Raw genomic sequence first — 18889 nt, forward strand, 5'->3', positions numbered from 1 at the left:
ATTCATTCCTGAGCCGCCTGCAGACTTTCTTCGATGATATACCATACGAACTTGCGCCACGCGACCGTGAAGTACACTATCAGAACATTCTCTACATAGTGTTCAAGCTAATGGGATTCCATTCGGAAGTGGAATATCATACATCGCGTGGACGTGTTGACCTTGTTCTGAAGACCTCCGATTATATCTATGTCATGGAATTCAAACTTGATGGGACAGCCGAGGAAGCCATGGCTCAGATAGACTCAAAAGGCTATGCCTCCGCATTTGTTGCCGACGGACGGAAGGTTATCAAGGTAGGAGTGAATTTCAGTTCTGAAACAAGGACTATAGACAGGTGGATAGTAGCCTGACTTTATTTGATTGAAATATTGCCGATATCGGCAAAAAATGTATCTTTGCCATGACGTTCTATTATATAAACTTGCCGATAGATTTTATAGGATATGAAATATATTTCAGTTACAGAATTCGCTGCCAAGCATGACATATCTGAACGCACCGTTCGTAATTATTGTGCGACAGGTAAGATTGAGGGTGTAATACTGGTAGGTAAAACATGGAATATTCCTGCCGATTCGGAAGTTCCGAAGAGAGGAAGGCAAAAGCATGAGACTATGCCTTTGCTTAAAATATTGCGGGAACAAAAGGAAATGAAACTGAAAGGTGGGATATATCATCGGACTCAGATTGATTTGACATACAACTCCAATCATATAGAAGGAAGTCGCCTTACTCATGATCAGACGAGATACATATTTGAGACCAATACAATAGGTTTTGAGGGGGAAAGTGTGAAAGTCGATGATATTGTTGAGACCACAAACCATTTCCGTTGTATTGACATGATTATAGACAAGGCTGAAGAACGCCTGACAGAGGGATTCATAAAAGAACTTCACAGGATACTAAAGTCCGGAACTTCTGATAGTCTTAAATCATGGTTTGCGGTGGGTGATTATAAGAAGATACCCAATGAGGTCGGCGGAATAGAAACTGTCGCCCCTGAGAACACAAAACATGAGATTTTCAGGCTATTGAAAGAATATAATGCCATAAAGAAAAAGACTTTTGATGATATTCTTGATTTTCACCAGAGGTTTGAGTTAATACATCCTTTTCAGGATGGGAACGGTAGAGTAGGACGACTTATAATGTTTAAGGAATGTCTTGCAAATGGTATAGTACCCTTCATTATAACCGATGAACTGAAGATGTTCTATTATCGTGGCTTGCAGCAATGGCCGCATATAAAGGAATATCTCAGAGATACATGTCTTGCTGCACAGGATGAATACAAGGTCTTGTTGGATTATTTCCGCATACAATATAATTGAATAAGTAAATAAAATCCGGTTTTTAAACACTGTTTAAATAGTATTTAATAACCATTTAAATAGCATTTAAAAACCGGATAATTTATTGTCTTACTTGTAGAATATTACTCTTCAGTTTCCATCAACAGCTCCATAACCTGGCAAGCAGATTTTGCTACTGATGTACCAGGACCGAAGATAGCCATAACGCCTGCCTTATAGAGGAAGTCATAGTCCTGAGCAGGGATTACACCACCTGCGAATACAAGGATATCTTCACGGCCAAGTTTCTTCAGCTCGGCGATAATCTGTGGGATAAGAGTCTTGTGACCAGCCGCAAGTGAAGAAACACCTACTGCATGAACGTCGTTTTCTACTGCATCGCGTGCTGCTTCTTCCGGAGTCTGGAACAATGGTCCCATGTCAACGTCGAAACCGCAGTCGGCGAAACCTGTCGCTACAACTTTTGCACCACGGTCGTGTCCGTCCTGACCCATCTTGGCAATCATTACACGTGGGCGGCGACCTTCTTTCTTCGCAAATTCTTCTGTCAGTTCGCAAGCTCTTGCGAAATCTGCATCTTTCTTACTTTCTGATGAATACACGCCTGATATTGTTCTGATTATTGCTTTATAACGTCCTACTACCACTTCGCAAGCATCTGAGATTTCTCCCAATGTAGCGCGAACCCGTGCTGCCTCTACTGCAAGTTCAAGCAAGTTGCCCTTACCTGTCTTCACACATTCTGTGATTGCTGCAAGAGCCTTGTCAACTTCAGCCTGGTTGCGGCCTTCCTTCAAGCGGCGGAGGTTTTCAATCTGTTCCTGACGAACTGCTGTGTTATCCACTTCGAGGATATCAATTGGGTCTTCTTTTTCAAGACGGTATTTGTTTGTACCCACGATAGTCTGTTCGCCAGAGTCGATACGTGCCTGAGTGCGGGCTGCAGCCTCTTCGATACGCATCTTAGGAATACCTGTTTCGATAGCCTTAGCCATACCGCCCAGACGTTCGATTTCCTGAATGTGTTCCCAAGCCTTGTGAGCAAGTTCGTTTGTAAGAGCCTCAACATAGTAAGAACCGCCCCATGGGTCAACGTTCTTGCATATCTGAGTTTCTTCCTGGATATAAATCTGAGTGTTACGTGCGATACGTGCAGAGAAGTCTGTTGGAAGTGCGATGGCTTCGTCAAGCGCATTTGTATGTAGTGACTGAGTGTGACCAAGAGCGGCAGCCATAGCTTCGATACAAGTACGGCCTACGTTGTTGAATGGGTCCTGTTCTGTGAGCGACCATCCTGAAGTCTGTGAGTGAGTACGCAATGCCAGTGACTTAGGGTTCTTTGGATTGAACTGTTTTACAATCTTAGCCCAAAGCATACGTGCGGCACGCATCTTCGCAATTTCCATGAAATGGTTCATACCGATAGCCCAGAAGAACGAGAGGCGAGGAGCGAAGGCATCAATGTCGATACCTGCAGCTACACCGGCACGGAGATATTCAAGACCGTCGGCAAGAGTGTAAGCCAACTCGATGTCTGCTGTAGCACCTGCTTCCTGCATGTGGTAACCTGAGATAGAAATTGAGTTGAACTTAGGCATCTTCTGTGATGTATATTCGAAGATGTCAGAGATAATCTTCATTGAGAATGCAGGTGGGTAGATGTATGTGTTACGCACCATGAACTCCTTAAGGATATCGTTCTGGATTGTACCTGCCATTTCTTCAAGTTTCGCACCCTGTTCAAGTCCGGCATTGATATAGAAAGCCATTACAGGAAGTACCGCACCGTTCATGGTCATTGATACAGACATCTTGTTCAATGGAATACCGTCGAACAGAACCTTCATGTTTTCGAGCGAGCAGATAGATACTCCGGCTTTACCTACATCGCCAACTACACGTGGATGATCTGGGTCGTAACCGCGGTGAGTAGGAAGGTCGAATGCCACAGAAAGACCTTTCTGTCCTGATGCAAGGTTACGGCGATAGAATGCGTTTGATTCTTCGGCTGTAGAGAATCCTGCATACTGGCGGATAGTCCAAGGACGGAAAGTGTACATCATTGAGTAAGGACCACGAAGATAAGGAGGGATACCTGCCACATAGTCAAGGTGTTCCATTCCTTCAAGGTCTTCTTTTGTATAGACCGGTTTTACCTGAATCTGTTCCGGTGTTCTCCAATTGGCTTCAATGCCATTGGCTTTCTGCCATTCCATACCGTCTTTAGGCTGGAATCCGGCATATATATCGATGTTTTTGAAATTCGGTTTCATAGTTATTTAATTCCTAACTTTTCGTTATACTCTTTTAAAGTTTCCAATACGTTGCAGCGAACGTGGATGAAGTTCTCGATACCTGCTGCTTTCAGATCGTCCATGCATGCCGGAGCACCTGCCACGATATACATAGCGCGTCCGTCGAGTGCCTTGAATGTAGGAATTGCATATTCTGCATATTCGTCATCGCTTGAACACATCACAACGATGTCTGCATTAGCCTTCATAGCAGCTTCCACGCCTTCTTCTACTGTAGCAAAGCCGAGGTTGTCAATAACCTCATATCCGGCACATGCAAGGAAGTTACATGAGAACTGTGCGCGGGCCTGACGCATAGCAAGATTTCCGATAGTAAGCATGAATGCTTTAGGACGCTTGCCTGAGTGCTCTGTCTGCAGACGGAGAGCCTCGAATTCGCTTGCAGCACGTGACTTGTCAAGAGCCATGTAAGGAGCGGCTTCTTCTGTTCCGTGGCTGCATCCGCAGTTGCACTTGCATTCTTCAGGAGTCTTTTCGCCTGCCATTTCAGAGAAGTTAGGATACTGGTTTGTACCGAGGAGTATCTCCTTGCGTTTTGAAACAGCCTCATGACGAGCCTTGTTGCTGGCATTTACAGTTTCCTGTACCTTGTTAGCTTTTACAGCTGCAAGGAAACCACCTTCATCTTCAGTAGCCAGGAACAGGTTCCATGCCTGCTGAGCTATAGAAGCAGTAAGGTTCTCGATATAATATGAGCCGGCTGCCGGGTCAACTATACGGTTGAAGTGTGATTCTTCCTTAAGCAATAACTGCTGGTTGCGTGCCAGACGTTCAGAGAATTCGTTAGGAGTTTCGTAAACACTGTCGAATGGAGTGACTGTGATAGAGTTTACACCTGCCAGAGCGGCACTCATGGCTTCAGTCTGAGTACGGAGCAGATTTACATGAGCATCGAAAAGTGTAAGATTGTATTTGGATGTTTCTGCATGTGCAACCATCTTGCAAGCGCAATAGCAAGTACCGTCTGCACCAGTGTTGGAACAGTCTGTGCGAGGGCACTGAGGATTATATTCTTTTACGATGTTAGCCCAAAGCATACGAGCAGCACGGAATTTTGCGATTTCCATGAAATAGTTTGAGCTGATACCGAAGTTGAATTTTATTTTCTTTGCGGCGAGAGCGGCAGGAACACCTGCTTCTACCATCTGATTGAGATATTCATTACCCCAAGAGAGTGCATATCCCAATTCCTGATAAATATATGCACCGGAATTATTAAGGTCAACTGAATTTACTGTGATGCAACGGAACTTAGGGTATTCTGCGAAAATCTCAACGAGTTTCTTTGCGTTGGTGATAAGTCCGCTTCTGTCTTTGCCTTTTCCTAACATCTTGCTGATAGGGTCGAAGTTGACAGAACCTTGCAGTGATTTAGGGTCGTATCCTTTTTCCTTGAAGTATGCCACAAGCAGTTCCGCCAGTTGCACTGTATGTCCTTGACAGGTAGAAAAGTTCAGTTCGATGCAGTCGCAGCAAATATCCTTAAGTAAAGTCTTTATGAAATCTGCGCTTATATCAGTCGCGTTTACTTTAAAACATAGGGAATCTACACCTTTATTTAATAGGTCAAGTGCTTTTGCGTTTGCTTCAGCAGCATCTGTAACTTGTATATCCTGACGTATGAACCAAGTATTGTCGTCTTTTTTTATTCCTCTTACGTATGGGAATTCTCCAGGGAGTCCTTCAGTGGTTTTCAGTCCTTCAAGATCTTCTTTGCGGTAAAAAGGTTTTACTTTAAATCCTTCGTTGGTTTTCCATACCAACTTCTTTTCAAAATCAGCGCCTTTAAGGTCAACTGTAATCTTGTCCAACCATTCCTGTGTGCTTACGGAAGGGAAATCGGAAAAGAGTTTTTCTTTACTATCTGCCATAGTCGATTAGGTTTATATAAATAGGTTATATTAAAGATTCGTACTTCATAGTTCAAGTACCTTTTAAGGCAAAGATACAAATTTCTTGTTATCTCGTGCATTTTCGGGTAAGAAATACACTTCATATAAACATTTATTTTATAAAACGGAATGATTTTTTATAGTATTGTAATGTCTGTGTGGCAAAAAAAACTTTCATAATAATTACTTTTGAGGCTTATAATTTGACACCTTATTATTTTTTAACTACTTTTGTTGCAAATTATTTATGTGTTATTTTAAAAACTATGAATTGGTTAAGTGATTTGTTATTCAATCCCGATTCAATAGCCCACATAGTTGCTCTTTATGCCTTTGTTATAGCAGTGGGTGTGTTATTGGGAAAGATTAAGATCTTCGGTATTTCGCTGGGGGTCACATTTGTCTTGTTCGTAGGTATTCTGGTTGGACATTTTGGATTTACCGGAAATACCTCCATTCTTAATTTCGTGCAAGACTTCGGGTTAATTTTATTTGTGTTCTGTATTGGTCTTCAGGTTGGACCATCTTTCTTCTCTTCTTTTAAGAAAGGCGGTATAGCCATGAACATGGTAGCCACGGGAATTGTAGCATTAAACATAGCTGTGGCTTTAATCGTGTATTTTGCTCTTCAAGGCAGGATTGACATACCTATGATGGTTGGTATCCTGTGTGGTGCAGTTACCAATACTCCTGGTCTTGGTGCCGCAAACGAGGCGCTTACTCAGATTAACTATAATGGTCCGCAGATAGCGATGGGTTATGCCTGTGCTTATCCGTTGGGCGTTATGGGTATTATTCTTTCTATGATTCTTATCCGTTTTATTTGCAGAATAGATTTGAACAAGGAAGAGGAAGAAATCAAGCGCGGTGAGGAAGCAAATCCGCATCTTAAGCCTTTCTTCCTTAATCTGGAGGTTCATAATGAGGCTTTGCAGGGTAAAACGGTTTTGCAGGTACGCAACTTCCTGGCACGCGATTTCGTTTGTTCGCGTATTATGAAGAGCGATGGCTGTGTGTATATTCCGAATGCAAATACAGTTCTCGAAATTAATGATAAAATGTTTATAGTTTGTGCCGAAGATGATTCGGAGGCTATTATAACATTCATCGGTCCGGAAGTGAAAGATGTAAACTGGGATACCGCAGGAAAAACTGAAAAGCCTATGGTGTCGCGACGTATTCTTGTCACTCAGTCGAATATTAACGGTAAGACACTTGGTGAATTGCATTTCAGCAGTATGTATGGTGTAAACGTAACCCGTGTAAACCGTTCCGGTATGGACCTGTTCGCATCTCGACAGTTGACCCTCCAGGTGGGTGACCGTGTGATGGTGGTTGGTCCTCAGGACGCTGTTGATCGTGTGGCAGGTTTGCTTGGTAACCAGTTGAAACGACTCGATCATCCTAATATTATTACAATCTTTGTCGGAATCTTGTGTGGAATATTGTTCGGTAGTCTGCCTATTGCTATTCCGGGAATTCCTACACCTATTAAATTAGGTCTTGCCGGTGGTCCGCTTATTATTTCAATACTTATAGGCCGATTCGGTCATAAAGTAAAACTTGTTACATATACTACAATGAGTGCCAATCTGATGCTTCGTGAAGTGGGACTTGCCCTATTCCTTGCAAGTGTAGGTATCAAGGCCGGCGGAAGTTTCGTGCAGACTGTGGTCGAAGGTGACGGATTGCTTTATGTGGGTGTCGGTTTCCTTATTACATTTATACCATTGGTAATAATGGGTGTTGTGGCAAGATGGAGACACAAACTGAACTATTATACATTGATGGGACTTATTGCAGGTAGTAATACAGACCCACCTGCATTGGCTTATGCAAACCAGGTATCAAGTAACGACGCTCCTGCCGTAGGTTATTCTACAGTTTATCCTTTGAGTATGTTCTTGCGTATTCTAACGGCGCAGTTGCTGATATTGCTGATGGCATAGAAATGTATATTTTTATATGAAATGATTTCTTTTGGCAAGCAGATGAGGATGATATTCCTTTCTGCCTGCCAATTTTTTTGTCAAAGTTAGATTCTGAAAGCGCAATAATTCATACCTTTGTAAACTCAAAAACTATAATACTCAAAAACTTAAAAAACTTATGATTTCAGTAGATGGATTGACCGTCGAGTTTGGCGGTACCACCTTGTTTAGCGACATTAGTTTCCAAATCAATGAGAAGGACCGTATAGCACTTATGGGTAAAAACGGTGCCGGAAAATCTACATTATTGAAAATCCTGGCTGGGGTAAGACAGCCTACACGTGGAAAGGTTACAGCACCCAAAGACTGCGTTATAGCATATCTGCCGCAGCATCTTATGACAGAAGACGGCCGTACAGTATTCGAGGAGGCTTCGCAGGCATTCTCTCATCTTCAGGAAATGGAGAAGGAGATAGAGGCTATGAACGAAGAACTTGCCACAAGAACTGATTACGAAAGCGATTCGTATATGGCTCTCATTGAGAAGGTTGCAGCCATGAGCGAGAAGTTTTATGCCATTGATATGACACATTTTGAGGAAGATGTAGAGAAAGCGCTTCTCGGTCTTGGTTTTATGAGAGAAGATTTCGACCGTCCTACAAGCGACTTCAGCGGTGGTTGGCGTATGCGTATCGAGCTGGCAAAACTTCTTCTTCAGAATCCTGATGTACTGTTGCTTGACGAGCCTACAAACCATCTTGACATCGAATCTATCCAGTGGCTTGAGGAGTTCCTTATAAACAGTGCGAAGGCTGTAATCGTTATAAGCCACGACCGTAAGTTTGTCGATAATATCACTACACGTACCATAGAAGTGACTATGGGACGAATATACGATTATAAGGTGAACTATTCCCAGTATCTTGTTCTCCGTAAGGAACGTCGCGAACAGCAGATGAAACAGTACGAGGAACAGCAGAAGATGATTCAGGAAACTAAGGATTTCATCGAGCGTTTCAAAGGTACATACAGTAAGACACTTCAGGTTCAAAGCCGTGTGAAGATGCTTGAGAAACTAGAGCTGATTGAGGTTGACGAAGAAGATACCTCGGCGTTGAGGCTTAAATTCCCGCCTTCACCACGCAGTGGAAGCTATCCAGTGATAATGGATGGAGTAGGAAAGACATACGGTGATCATGTGGTGTTCCGTAATGCCAGTCTTACGATAGAACGTGGCGATAAAGTGGCTTTCGTAGGTAAGAACGGTGAAGGTAAGTCAACTCTCGTGAAATGTATCATGAACGAGATAGACCACGAAGGAATCCTTACTCTCGGCCATAACGTACAGATAGGTTATTTCGCACAGAACCAGGCTTCGCTTCTTGACGAGAATCTTACTGTGTTCCAGACTATAGACGATGTGGCGAAAGGCGAAATTAGAAACAAAATCAGAGACTTGCTTGGAGCGTTCATGTTCGGAGGTCCGGAAGAATCAATGAAGAAAGTCAAGGTATTGTCCGGGGGTGAGCGTACCCGTCTGGCAATGATCAAACTTCTGCTTGAACCTGTGAATCTGCTTATCCTCGATGAGCCTACAAACCACCTTGATATGAAGACCAAGGATATACTGAAACAGGCTCTCATGGATTTTGACGGAACTCTGATTGTAGTATCCCACGACCGTGACTTCCTCGATGGGCTTGTTACCAAAGTTTATGAGTTCGGTAATAAGAAGGTTAAAGAACATCTGTGCGGAATATACGAGTTCCTTGAGACAAAGAAGATGGAAAGTCTTCAGGAACTTGAAAAGAAGAACAGGTAAAACTAAGCTTATTACACTTGGAAAAACTTGTAAACAGATATGATTTCAATAATAATTTAATTTTTTTTGATTATGAAACTGTTGAATTGGTTGCTGCCGTTAGTGTTTTGTTCTTGTATTTCATGCGGATATAATACTAAAGGGAGTAATACAGCTTCAGGTAATGATACGGTAAATGTTATTCCTTCAAGAAATCCATACGATGGATTTGAATGGACTGAGATTTCCGGAGCCGGAATGAAACTGATGGCTCAAAGGAGTGAAAACATAAGACTTTTGGTTGATCCTTTACTTCCTGGAATAGTTATGGTAAGAAACGGTGATGATGCTCCTCACGCTTTAATCAGGATATTCCAATTGAAGAATAAACGTATAGACGACGTTATAGATATACTCTCAAACTCCGCAGACTGGGATAAGAGTCAGACATGCAGGTTTGAAGAAACAGCATCCGGCCGCAGTGGAGTACGCAGGTATATTATGCTTCCTGACGGTGATTATGCGGAGATGATAGATAGTATGAAGAAGCAGGAACCTGTTCCGAGTACGTGTAATGGTTGGGGAACAGGCAATAGCGGAATGAGATATTTTGAGATATACGATGATGCTCCGGACAAGGCTGTCTTTGTGGAAATAGGCCAGGATGCACCGTTGTTTGATGAAAACAGCATTGAACTGTGTAAGACAGAAACTGATTCAGTTTCGATGGACTTGCTTTATACCATGGAAGGCGAATTGAGAATAGGGCATGAAGTGAGAGCGTTTACTCCTTCAGGCAGCGACAGAGAATTCTGGATTGTTGACAAGACCGGTCAGCTTTTAGAGAAGTATGATAAAGTTACGAAAGGACAAAAGAACGGAAAGCCGGTAAAAGCTATATTAAGACTTGAATATAACGGAAAGTGGGACGATGGATTTGCCGCTGAATATGATGGAACATATTTTGTTCGTGAAGTCGTGGATTTGAAAGCTGAATAATAAAAGACGAGTGAAACAAACTGATTCGTAGATATAGCGTTTGTTTCACTCGTTTTTTTATCTCTTCTTGTAAAGTTTGTCTATAAGGTCATTCCTTCCCATACGCCTCAGTTCATTGATAATATTTTTTCTTTCCTCAGGCTTGTACCAGAAGAAGAACATGCGTTGCGCAAGTTTCTCTTTCTGAGTTTTTGCAGAGAAAATAGGTTCAAGGGTATAAGGATGGTAACCTGTGTACCAGGCTTCGGTAGCGACGGTCATAGGAGTAGGTGTGAAGTCCTGAACCTGTTCCAGATGGAAGTCAAGCCTTTTGGTTATAACAGCCAGTTCTGCCATGTCTTCGGCCGTACACCCGGGGTGACTGCTTATGAAGTATGGTATAATCTGTTGGCGCAGGTTATGCTCCGTATTTATGCGGTCGAATATTTTCTTGAATCTTTCGAACTGTTCGAATGTAGGCTTGCGCATGACGTAAAGTACTCTATCACTGGTATGCTCAGGCGCTACTTTCAGTCGTCCGCTCACGTGTTTCATTATAAGTTCGCGGGTATATTCTTTTGTGCTTTTGTTCACTTCCGGATCCTTACTCTCGTGAAGTAACAAATCGTATCTTACACCGCTGCCTATAAAGCTTTTTTTGATACCGGGAAGTGCATCTACGGCATGATAGATGTCGAGCAGTGGCCTGTGGTCTGTATTCATGTTAGGACATACTTTAGGGTGGATGCACGAAGGGCGTTTGCAGCGGCGGCACATATTCTCGTCTTTTCCTCTCATGGCATACATATTGGCAGACGGGCCTCCAAGGTCGCTCAGATAACCCTTGAAATCAGGCATTTCAGTTATAGCTTTTACCTCCTTAAGTATGCTTTCCTTGCTTCGGCTTACAATGAATTTTCCCTGATGAGCCGATATGGTGCAGAATGCGCATCCTCCGAAACACCCTCTGTGTAGGTTTACAGAGAACTTTATCATATCGTATGCCGGGATACGTTTATTCTTGTATTTCGGATGCGGAAGGCGTGTGTATGGAAGGTCAAACGACATATCAAGCTCGCCCTGAGTCATTGGCGGATAAGGCGGATTTACAACTACTATTTTCTTTCCGGTCTCTTGAATTATTCTTTGTGCGGCATATTTGTTGGATTCCTCTTCTATATGCTTAAAGTTTTCTGCCTGTTTCTTCTTGTCTTTCAGACATTCCTCGTGCGAATATAGTCGTAGGTCGTTCTCCTCTGCTTTAAACTTATCCTTGTTGCAGACGTATGCGGTTTGAGGAATGTCAGTCGGAACTTCAGTACTTAAAGCCATGTGCTTGCACAAATCTGTAATAGGCTTTTCACCCATACCGTATATCAACAGGTCAGCTCCGGAATCTATCAGTATTGATTGTCTTACTTGGTCCTGCCAGTAGTCGTAATGTGTCAGTCTGCGCAGCGAAGCTTCTATACCACCTATAATTACAGGTACTTCCGGGTATAGTCTTTTTAATATCTGCGAATATACTATCGTTGGATATTCCGGACGCATGTCATGACGTCCGTCCGGTGTATATGCATCTTCGCTTCGTAGTCGCTTGTTGGCTGTATATTTGTTTACCATACTGTCCATACATCCTGCTGATATTCCGAAGAAGAGTCTTGGCTTACCAAGTTTCTTGAAGTCACGAAGGTCGTCGCGCCAGTTTGGCTGTGGAACTATGGCTACTTTAAGTCCTTGTGCCTCAAGCATTCTTCCTATGACGGCAGCTCCAAATGACGGATGGTCAACGTATGCATCGCCACTGAACAGGATAACGTCAAGTTCATCCCATCCTCTCAGTTCTACTTCTTTCTTGGTTGTAGGCAACCAGTCTGTAAGATTATGTTCTTTCAAGATTTATTATTCAGTTTCTTCAATATTACCTTTTTCTCTTTCCCAATTGATGTAAAGCATGATAAGCTGGTGTAGTCCAAAAGCTTTCATATTGTCATGATAGATTACATTCAGACACAGGTCGAGCAAGTCTTTACAGTCTTCTTCAGTTGAGGCTATCAGGGAACGGATGTTTAGCTTCAGTTTTTCGAGAACACTTTCATCCACTATACCGTTGCTGTCAATAAGTTGTTGGAATAAAGAATATTTTTCGATTGTCTTAAGATTTTCTTCTGAAATGTTCAGGCTTCTTGTTCCTGAAGGGTTTGCTTGAATTGTGTACATAGTTTTAATGTTTTATGTAGTTATATGTACAAATATAAGAATAAGTCTTGAATATTTGGCCATAAAATGGATTTTTAATACTGTTTGAATACAGTTTAAATGGTGTTTAAGCAGTGCTTAAACACCATTTAAACTTATGTTAGTATAAAAACATAGAAAAAAATAACCCAAGAATATGTGTTGTGGCATATTCTTGGGCATGTTGAAAAATAAATATAGTTTTAGTCTTTTGCCTGATGTACTGTAAGTTGTGGGAATGGGAATCCTATGCCTTCTTTATTGAATGTCTCATAAACTTTTTTGTTGAAGTCGAAGTAAACATCCCAGTAGTTTGCTGTTGATGCCCATGCACGTACTTTTATGTCAACACTGCTTGCAGACAGTGCTCCAAGGCCTATAAATGGTGCAGGGTCTTTAAGTATTCTTTCGTCTTCGTTTATAAGACGTTCGATTACTGCTTTTACCTTTTCGAAATCTTCACCGTATTCAACTCCGATTACCCATTCGGCACGTCTTGTGTCCTGTTTGCTGTAATTTACAACAACATTACTGCTCATAGAGCCGTTTGGAACATAAATTATCTTGTTGTCAACGGTTGCAAGAATTGTGTGGAAAATCTGAATTTCCTTTACTGTACCGCTTGCACCTGGACCATCTATGAAGTCACCTACCTTGAACGGTTTGAAGACAAGGATTATAAGTCCGCCTGCAAAGTTTGAAAGATTTCCTGAAAGAGCCATACCAATAGCGACACCGGCAGAAGCAAGGATGGCTGCAAAGCTTGTAGTTTCTACTCCTAAACGCGCTATGATGGCAAATGCTAAAATCAGATTCAGTGTGATACTCAAAAGACTTCTAAGGAATGTCTGAACACTTACTTCCAGCTTTCGTTTGATTAATATCTTATTGACAAGTTTGGTGATTTGTTTTATAATGAATCGTCCAATGACATATATCAGTATAGCTCCTATAAGATCTTTTCCTGTATCAATACCCCAACTGATAAGTTTGTCAATAATTGCTTCAATGTTGATTTTCGATGTCACGCTCGAAGCTGCGTTTAATAATGTAAGTAGCATAATTATATTTGTTTAAAGTTTATTCGTCTAATATTCCTTTTCCCTGACGTATTATTTCGGGTTCATCTTCACAACAATTTACAACCGTAGATGGTTCAATGCCTCCAATACCTCCGTCTATTATAATATCTACTTCATTGCCGAATTTTTCGTAGATAAGTTCGGGGTCGGTGCAATACTCCATGTCTTCACCTTCGTCTAAAGGTAGTGTAGTAGATAGAATAGGTGCATCTACCATACGGCAAATATCCCTGATTATGTCATTATCGGGTACGCGTATTCCTACTTCTTTCCTGTTTCTGAATATTTTTGGCAGACGGCTGTCTGCTTTCAAAATAAATGTGAAAGGACCTGGCAGGTTGCGCTTCATCAGTTTGAATGTAGTATTGCTTACTTTTGCATATTCACTGATGTTGCTTAAGTCATAACAAATTATTGATAGATTATGTTTACGTGGATCTATTTTTTTTAGTTTGCAGATTCGCTCTATTGGGCGTTCTTTCAGTGCGTGACACCCAATGGCGTACATGGTATCGGTAGGATAAATTATAATTCCTCCATCATTCAGTGTGTCCGTGATGGTTTGCAGGGTATCGATGCTGTTGTTTTTGTTATATAGTTTTATAATCATGATTTTTAGGTTGTTTTATATGTACATTTCACAAATGTAGTAAAAATATCAATAATATGATAGTTGGATTTATGGTTCATTTTTTCTTTCTTAACTCTTCAGCTATTCTATATTGGATTTCGGCTTCGTATTCCATTCCTGCGGCTTCAAGAGCTTCACCAAAAAACTGATGTGCGCCGGCATTGTCTGGTTTCAGGCTTGTTGCTCTGTCAAGATCTGATATTGCCTCTTCAGTCCTTCCGGTGAATAGTCTCAGTTTTCCGCGGTTGTAAATAGCTTTGAAGTTATTAGGTTGTATGCTCAGTGCCTTGTTAAGACATATTTCAGCATCCTCAGGATTGTCTTCGTCGAAGAAAGTTACACCTTTGCGAACCCATGCATCAGCAAATTCAGGATACAGCTCAATGGCTTTGTCGAAATTGGCATGTGCGGCTCTTGTATCTTTGGCTTTGGTTATACACTCGTTCCCCATAAGATAGTACTCGTGAGCATATTTTTTAAGGCTTTCCTTTTGTTTTCTAAGTTCTTCTTTAAGGGCTTTGTTCTCTTCCTTCAATATGTTTATGATACCTAACTTCCTTCTGATAAATCTCTGTATAATAGGCTTTTCTATGTCGTATCGGCTGTGTATGGCTTTGAAGAAACTGTCCATGAACGCCGCAAAGTTTCCTTTATCGAATTCTTTCACGGCATTCTCGTATTCAATGTCGGCCTGAGCTTTTTTCATTGCTCTGTCGATGGATGTGTCATCATTGAATTTTTGAGAAAAGTCTGTTATCTCCGGTTTGACGAAAATATCTGCCCTTGTAATTTCTCTTTTCAACTGGATTCCTTCGAGAGATGTGCAACGGCTAAGCGCTACGTATGTCTGTCCACCGGCAAAGACTCCTCCAGTGAAGTCTATGATAACCCTACTGAATGTCAGTCCCTGACTTTTGTGAACAGTTATTGCCCATGCCAGTTTTATGGGATATTGTTTGAAGGTTCCCAGTTCTTCTTCCTCTATTTTCTTTTCCTGTTCGTTATAGTGATATCGTATGTTGCTCCAGCTTTCCTGTTCCACGTAGAATTCTCTTCCTTCGTCTGTAGTTATGCTTATGCTTCCGTCTGCAGCAAATCCTGTTATAGTTCCTATAGTACCATTTACCCAACGTTTTTCCATGTCGTTTTTTATGAAAATTATCTGGGCTCCTTTTTTCACTGTCAGTTCCATATTCGTGGGAAGGCTGCTTTCCGGAAACTCACCCCTTATTTCTCCACGAAGAATTACAGGTTCCGTATCCAGCTCGTTCAGTTTCATTTCGTTGATGTAGTCCACACTGTCTCTTCTTGTCGCTAATGTGATGTACATGTCATTTTCATTTTTTGCGACAGGCGCATTGAAACGTGTGTTGAGTAGTTGCAAATCTGCGGCTTTTACTGAGTTTGTCCTGATATGGTCAAGAACCCCTACGAAAGCCTTGTCGGTCTGTCTGTAAACTTTAGTCAGTTCTATAGATACCAGTTCTATTTGTCTGAAGACTTTTGCGGAGAAAAAATATGGATTAGGATAGAATTTACCTAATATTTCCCTTTCGTCACTTTTTACAACAGGTTCAAGCTGGAAAACATCTCCTACAAGTAACAGTTGTTTCCCTCCGAAAGGTTCACGCATATTACCTGAATATACTCTTAGTACTTTATCTATGAAATCGATTATATCGGCCCTTACCATAGAAATCTCATCAATAATAATCAGTTCGAGATGTTTGAGAAGTTTCCTATGGTTTGAAGTATATTTCAATGATTCATGAAGTCTGTTTCCGCAAAATTTGGGGTCGTCTGGCAATAGTGGATGAAAAGGAAGTTTGAAGAAACTGTGCAACGTGCTTCCTCCTGCGTTAATAGCTGCGATACCTGTTGGAGCCAGAACAACATACTTCTTTTTAGTGTTCTGGCAGATGTATTTCAGGAATGTTGATTTACCTGTACCTGCCTTGCCTGTAAGAAATACTGACTGGCGTGTATATTGTATAAGTTTCAGCGCATTCTGAAATTCTTTATTGCTTGTATCTATGCCTGATAATGCCATTTAGCGAAAAAAGTTTCTTGATAATCATTTTCGAAGTGCGAATATACAAATTAATTAAAAAGAAAAAAAGCGGCTGTAACCGATACAGACGCTTTTCTTTTATAACTCTGGTCTTTCGACCATAAAACTTCAAATTAATAGGGGTCATTACCGACCCGTGTTTGTTTTAGTTTTTGTTTGCCTTGTTGTCGTTCAACATTACATAACCCCAAATCATTGGGTCTGCATTGGCAATCTTGTTAAAAAGACTTTTTACCTTTTTCATAATTGTTATCCTTTCTTTTTTAAGTTAATAATAACTTTTTTCTCTCTGGCGAGCCTCACGGTTGGCCTTCGAATTTACCTTAATCATTTTACCTATTAACCTTCTAATTATTTATGTGTTTAGTTAAGTTTAGGACCTTTTGGTCTTTAATTACACTGCAAAGATAAGGCCTTTTTTCTTACAAAATATGTTTTACGACATGTTTTTATATTTTTCTTGCCTTTTATTGATGTAAATCAAAAAATATTGTTATAGCTGACATTTATGTCATGTTCATCAAGTAAAGAACATGTCATAATTTCATTATCTCAATTATCGCCAGTATATGAATTAGCAAGTATGTCATAAATAAAATGCCCCGCTTTAAGGGATTACTAAGATGTAAAAACCTTAAAGCGGGGATATTATCTTATTTATTAGTCTCGCGTTGCTCTATGAATTCATGAGTTTTTTATCCTAACATTGGAACCAGGTATTTGGTAATCAGGTATCCTCCGCCTACGAGCCAGATGTAAAGAAGTCCGGCGAGAACGAATGGTTTGGCACCAGCCTGTTTGAACTTGTCAATGCTTGTGTCAGTACCAAGAGCAGTCATTGCCATAGTAAGCATGAATGTGTCAACGTACTCTATTGCGCCGTTCAGAGGTATTTCCTTAACACTATCAACTCCCAAAAGGTATTGTAGAAGAGAGTTTAGACAGATTATTCCGATAAATCCGAAAGCGAACCAAGGAATAGTAATTTTGCTTTTTTGTGATTTGCCGTTAGCGTCTTTGGTCTTGCGGCCTGAAAGTGCGATACCCATTATTACGAGTACCGGAGCAAGCATCATGACACGGATCATTTTTGTGATAGTAGCTGTACCGGCTATGCCAAGCGCGTCTGTAGGATCCATTGCATTACCTGCTCCAGCCACGTGTGCCACTTCATGAAGTGTACTGCCCGTATATATAGCCACTCCGGTGTCTCCAAGAGCGTCAAGCATTCCTGAACGATACATGATAGGGTAGAGGAACATTGATATTGTTCCGAAGATAACCACTGTAGATACTGCAATTGCGGTTTTGTGGCCTTCGCATTTCACTACTGGTTCTGCACCGAGAACTGCTGCCGCACCACAAATAGCACTACCTGTTGCTGTCATAAGCGATGTGTCGGCATCCATTTTCAGCAGTTTGCCTAACCAAACTCCCAGGAATATAGTTCCGGCTACGATAATTGTATCTATAACGACTGCAGGTATTCCTACAGCAGCAACCTGTGTCAAAGTAAGACGGAAACCGTAGAGTACGATACCGGCGCGAAGAATCTGTTTGGTACAGAATTTAATACCAGGTACCCATGTCTCAGGAAGCTTGTTTCTGAGACTGTTAGCATACAGCATACCGAGGATTATACCAACAATCAATGGACTGAATGACAGACTTTTTACAAACGGGATTTCTGCGATGTAGAATGCTGCGAATGAGAATAATGCGATAAGCAAAATACCATGAATGGTATTGGCGCGGTTTTCTTTTGTAAACATATCTTTTTGTTTTTGTTTATGGTTTCTTTATTTCGGCTGCAAAGATAGCGCATTTGTTAATATGTTGTTTTTCATCTTATTTTATAGCTTATAACTTTTGGTAATAACCGAAATACCGAATAATTACAGTGGTGTACTTTTATTATGTCAAGCATTATTGTTAATTTTGCGTCCGAAAATATAAATATAACGGAATGAAGAATTTATTTGGTGCTCTCTGCGCATTTGCTATAGTTGTAATGGCATTCTCATCGTGCGGAGACAAGAGTATGAAGATGAATAATCCACGTAATATAAAAGGAGTGGTGAGTTACAAACGTTCTTTTGGCGATTTGAATGCCGTACAGCTCAAGACAGCAAAGGCTATAGGTATAACGCCTGTGGCATCGCGCGAAGAAGCTGAACATCTGAAGAAAAAATTGGTAAAAATAGAACCATGCGAGTATTATGACATGGATTCGCTTACACATTCCATTCCTTATCTTGTTCCTACAGCCAGTGCATTGCTTGAATCTATAGGCGAGAATTTTCTTGATTCGCTCGAAAGCAAGGGACTTAATCCTAATAAGATTATCGTAACTTCTGTTACACGTACTAAAGAAGACGTTAAACGACTTAGACGTACAAACGTTAACGCTTCAATGAACTCATGTCACTTTTACGGCACAACATTCGATATTAGCTGGAAGAGATTTACCAAGGTGGAAGATCCTGACGGACGACCAATGCAGGATGTACGCGCTGATACACTTAAGCTGGTTCTGTCGGAGGTGCTTCGCGATTTGAAGAAAGAAGAAAGATGTTACGTGAAGTATGAGTTGAAACAGGGATGTTTCCATATAACAGCAAGATAATAATC

Annotated in this window: 14 protein-coding genes; 6 read left to right on the plus strand and 8 right to left on the minus strand. The window is 41.1% G+C overall.

What is annotated here, in order from left to right; genetic code table 11:
* Both H6A27_RS09715 and H6A27_RS09720 read left to right on the plus strand, forming a co-directional pair.
* On the plus strand, window positions 1–353 hold a 353-nt coding region (locus H6A27_RS09715; protein ID WP_204508540.1), incomplete at its 5' end, for a PD-(D/E)XK nuclease domain-containing protein.
* A gap of 93 nt (window positions 354–446) precedes the next feature.
* On the plus strand, window positions 447–1337 hold the full coding sequence (locus tag H6A27_RS09720; protein ID WP_204508541.1) for a Fic family protein: 891 nt from the start codon (window positions 447–449) through the stop codon (window positions 1335–1337).
* 104 nt (window positions 1338–1441) lie between these two features.
* On the opposite strand, the gene scpA is transcribed toward H6A27_RS09720, so the two are convergent.
* The gene (scpA, locus tag H6A27_RS09725; protein ID WP_204401030.1) at window positions 1442–3592 is read right to left on the minus strand and encodes a methylmalonyl-CoA mutase; all 2151 of its coding nucleotides are present in this window, start codon (window positions 3590–3592) and stop codon (window positions 1442–1444) included.
* 2 nt (window positions 3593–3594) lie between these two features.
* The gene (gene mutA, locus H6A27_RS09730; RefSeq protein ID WP_204508542.1) at window positions 3595–5505 is read right to left on the minus strand and encodes a methylmalonyl-CoA mutase small subunit; all 1911 of its coding nucleotides are present in this window, start codon (window positions 5503–5505) and stop codon (window positions 3595–3597) included.
* A gap of 287 nt (window positions 5506–5792) precedes the next feature.
* Here mutA and H6A27_RS09735 point away from each other — a divergent pair, with 287 nt between their 5' ends.
* The 3 genes from H6A27_RS09735 to H6A27_RS09745 all read left to right on the plus strand — a co-directional run bounded on the left by H6A27_RS09735 (window position 5793) and on the right by H6A27_RS09745 (window position 10257).
* On the plus strand, window positions 5793–7475 hold the full coding sequence (locus H6A27_RS09735) for a putative transporter (RefSeq protein ID WP_204401033.1): 1683 nt from the start codon (window positions 5793–5795) through the stop codon (window positions 7473–7475).
* A 160-nt stretch (window positions 7476–7635) separates the two neighbouring features.
* The gene (locus H6A27_RS09740; RefSeq protein WP_204508543.1) at window positions 7636–9279 is read left to right on the plus strand and encodes an ABC-F family ATP-binding cassette domain-containing protein; all 1644 of its coding nucleotides are present in this window, start codon (window positions 7636–7638) and stop codon (window positions 9277–9279) included.
* Window positions 9280–9351: 72 nt separating this feature from the next.
* Window positions 9352–10257, plus strand: coding sequence for a hypothetical protein (locus H6A27_RS09745; protein ID WP_204508544.1), 906 nt, complete (start codon window positions 9352–9354; stop codon window positions 10255–10257).
* Between the two features lie 57 nt (window positions 10258–10314).
* Here the strand turns inward: H6A27_RS09745 and H6A27_RS09750 are convergent, their stop codons facing one another.
* The 6 genes from H6A27_RS09750 to H6A27_RS09775 form a co-directional block, all read right to left on the minus strand.
* Window positions 10315–12132 carry a YgiQ family radical SAM protein gene (locus H6A27_RS09750; RefSeq protein ID WP_204508545.1) on the minus strand — a complete coding sequence of 606 codons (1818 nt, stop codon included), beginning with the start codon at window positions 12130–12132 and terminating at the stop codon, window positions 10315–10317.
* 6 nt (window positions 12133–12138) lie between these two features.
* A complete protein-coding gene (locus H6A27_RS09755; RefSeq protein WP_204401042.1) occupies window positions 12139–12456 on the minus strand; it encodes a hypothetical protein in 318 nt (105 codons plus the stop codon).
* Between the two features lie 221 nt (window positions 12457–12677).
* A complete protein-coding gene (locus H6A27_RS09760) occupies window positions 12678–13535 on the minus strand; it encodes a mechanosensitive ion channel family protein (protein ID WP_204401044.1) in 858 nt (285 codons plus the stop codon).
* Between the two features lie 19 nt (window positions 13536–13554).
* Window positions 13555–14166 carry an L-threonylcarbamoyladenylate synthase gene (locus H6A27_RS09765; RefSeq protein WP_204401046.1) on the minus strand — a complete coding sequence of 204 codons (612 nt, stop codon included), beginning with the start codon at window positions 14164–14166 and terminating at the stop codon, window positions 13555–13557.
* Between the two features lie 76 nt (window positions 14167–14242).
* Window positions 14243–16237: an AAA family ATPase gene (locus H6A27_RS09770; RefSeq protein WP_204401048.1), complete on the minus strand. Its 1995-nt coding sequence runs from the start codon at window positions 16235–16237 to the stop codon at window positions 14243–14245.
* A gap of 716 nt (window positions 16238–16953) precedes the next feature.
* A complete protein-coding gene (locus tag H6A27_RS09775; RefSeq protein WP_204508546.1) occupies window positions 16954–18030 on the minus strand; it encodes a YeiH family protein in 1077 nt (358 codons plus the stop codon).
* Window positions 18031–18269: 239 nt separating this feature from the next.
* On the opposite strand from H6A27_RS09775, the gene H6A27_RS09780 reads away from it, so the two are divergent.
* Window positions 18270–18884 (plus strand): DUF5715 family protein, encoded by a 615-nt coding sequence (locus H6A27_RS09780; protein ID WP_239469654.1) that lies wholly within the window; start codon window positions 18270–18272, stop codon window positions 18882–18884.
* The last annotated feature ends 5 nt before the right edge of the window (window positions 18885–18889 follow it).

This window comes from Bacteroides caecigallinarum (genome assembly GCF_016902295.1).
GTDB classification, from domain to species: domain Bacteria; phylum Bacteroidota; class Bacteroidia; order Bacteroidales; family Bacteroidaceae; genus Phocaeicola; species Phocaeicola caecigallinarum_A.

Bases quoted from the DNA above. Each gene is read 5' to 3' on its own strand.
- H6A27_RS09720 (WP_204508541.1), top strand. From the start codon at position 447: ATGAAATATATTTCAGTTACAGAATTCGCTGCCAAGCATGACATATCT.
- scpA (WP_204401030.1), bottom strand. From the start codon at position 3,592: ATGAAACCGAATTTCAAAAACATCGATATATATGCCGGATTCCAGCCT.
- mutA (WP_204508542.1), bottom strand. From the start codon at position 5,505: ATGGCAGATAGTAAAGAAAAACTCTTTTCCGATTTCCCTTCCGTAAGC.
- H6A27_RS09735 (WP_204401033.1), top strand. From the start codon at position 5,793: ATGAATTGGTTAAGTGATTTGTTATTCAATCCCGATTCAATAGCCCAC.
- H6A27_RS09740 (WP_204508543.1), top strand. From the start codon at position 7,636: ATGATTTCAGTAGATGGATTGACCGTCGAGTTTGGCGGTACCACCTTG.
- H6A27_RS09745 (WP_204508544.1), top strand. From the start codon at position 9,352: ATGAAACTGTTGAATTGGTTGCTGCCGTTAGTGTTTTGTTCTTGTATT.
- H6A27_RS09755 (WP_204401042.1), bottom strand. From the start codon at position 12,456: ATGTACACAATTCAAGCAAACCCTTCAGGAACAAGAAGCCTGAACATT.
- H6A27_RS09760 (WP_204401044.1), bottom strand. From the start codon at position 13,535: ATGCTACTTACATTATTAAACGCAGCTTCGAGCGTGACATCGAAAATC.
- H6A27_RS09765 (WP_204401046.1), bottom strand. From the start codon at position 14,166: ATGATTATAAAACTATATAACAAAAACAACAGCATCGATACCCTGCAA.
- H6A27_RS09770 (WP_204401048.1), bottom strand. From the start codon at position 16,237: ATGGCATTATCAGGCATAGATACAAGCAATAAAGAATTTCAGAATGCG.
- H6A27_RS09775 (WP_204508546.1), bottom strand. From the start codon at position 18,030: ATGTTTACAAAAGAAAACCGCGCCAATACCATTCATGGTATTTTGCTT.
- H6A27_RS09780 (WP_239469654.1), top strand. From the start codon at position 18,270: ATGGCATTCTCATCGTGCGGAGACAAGAGTATGAAGATGAATAATCCA.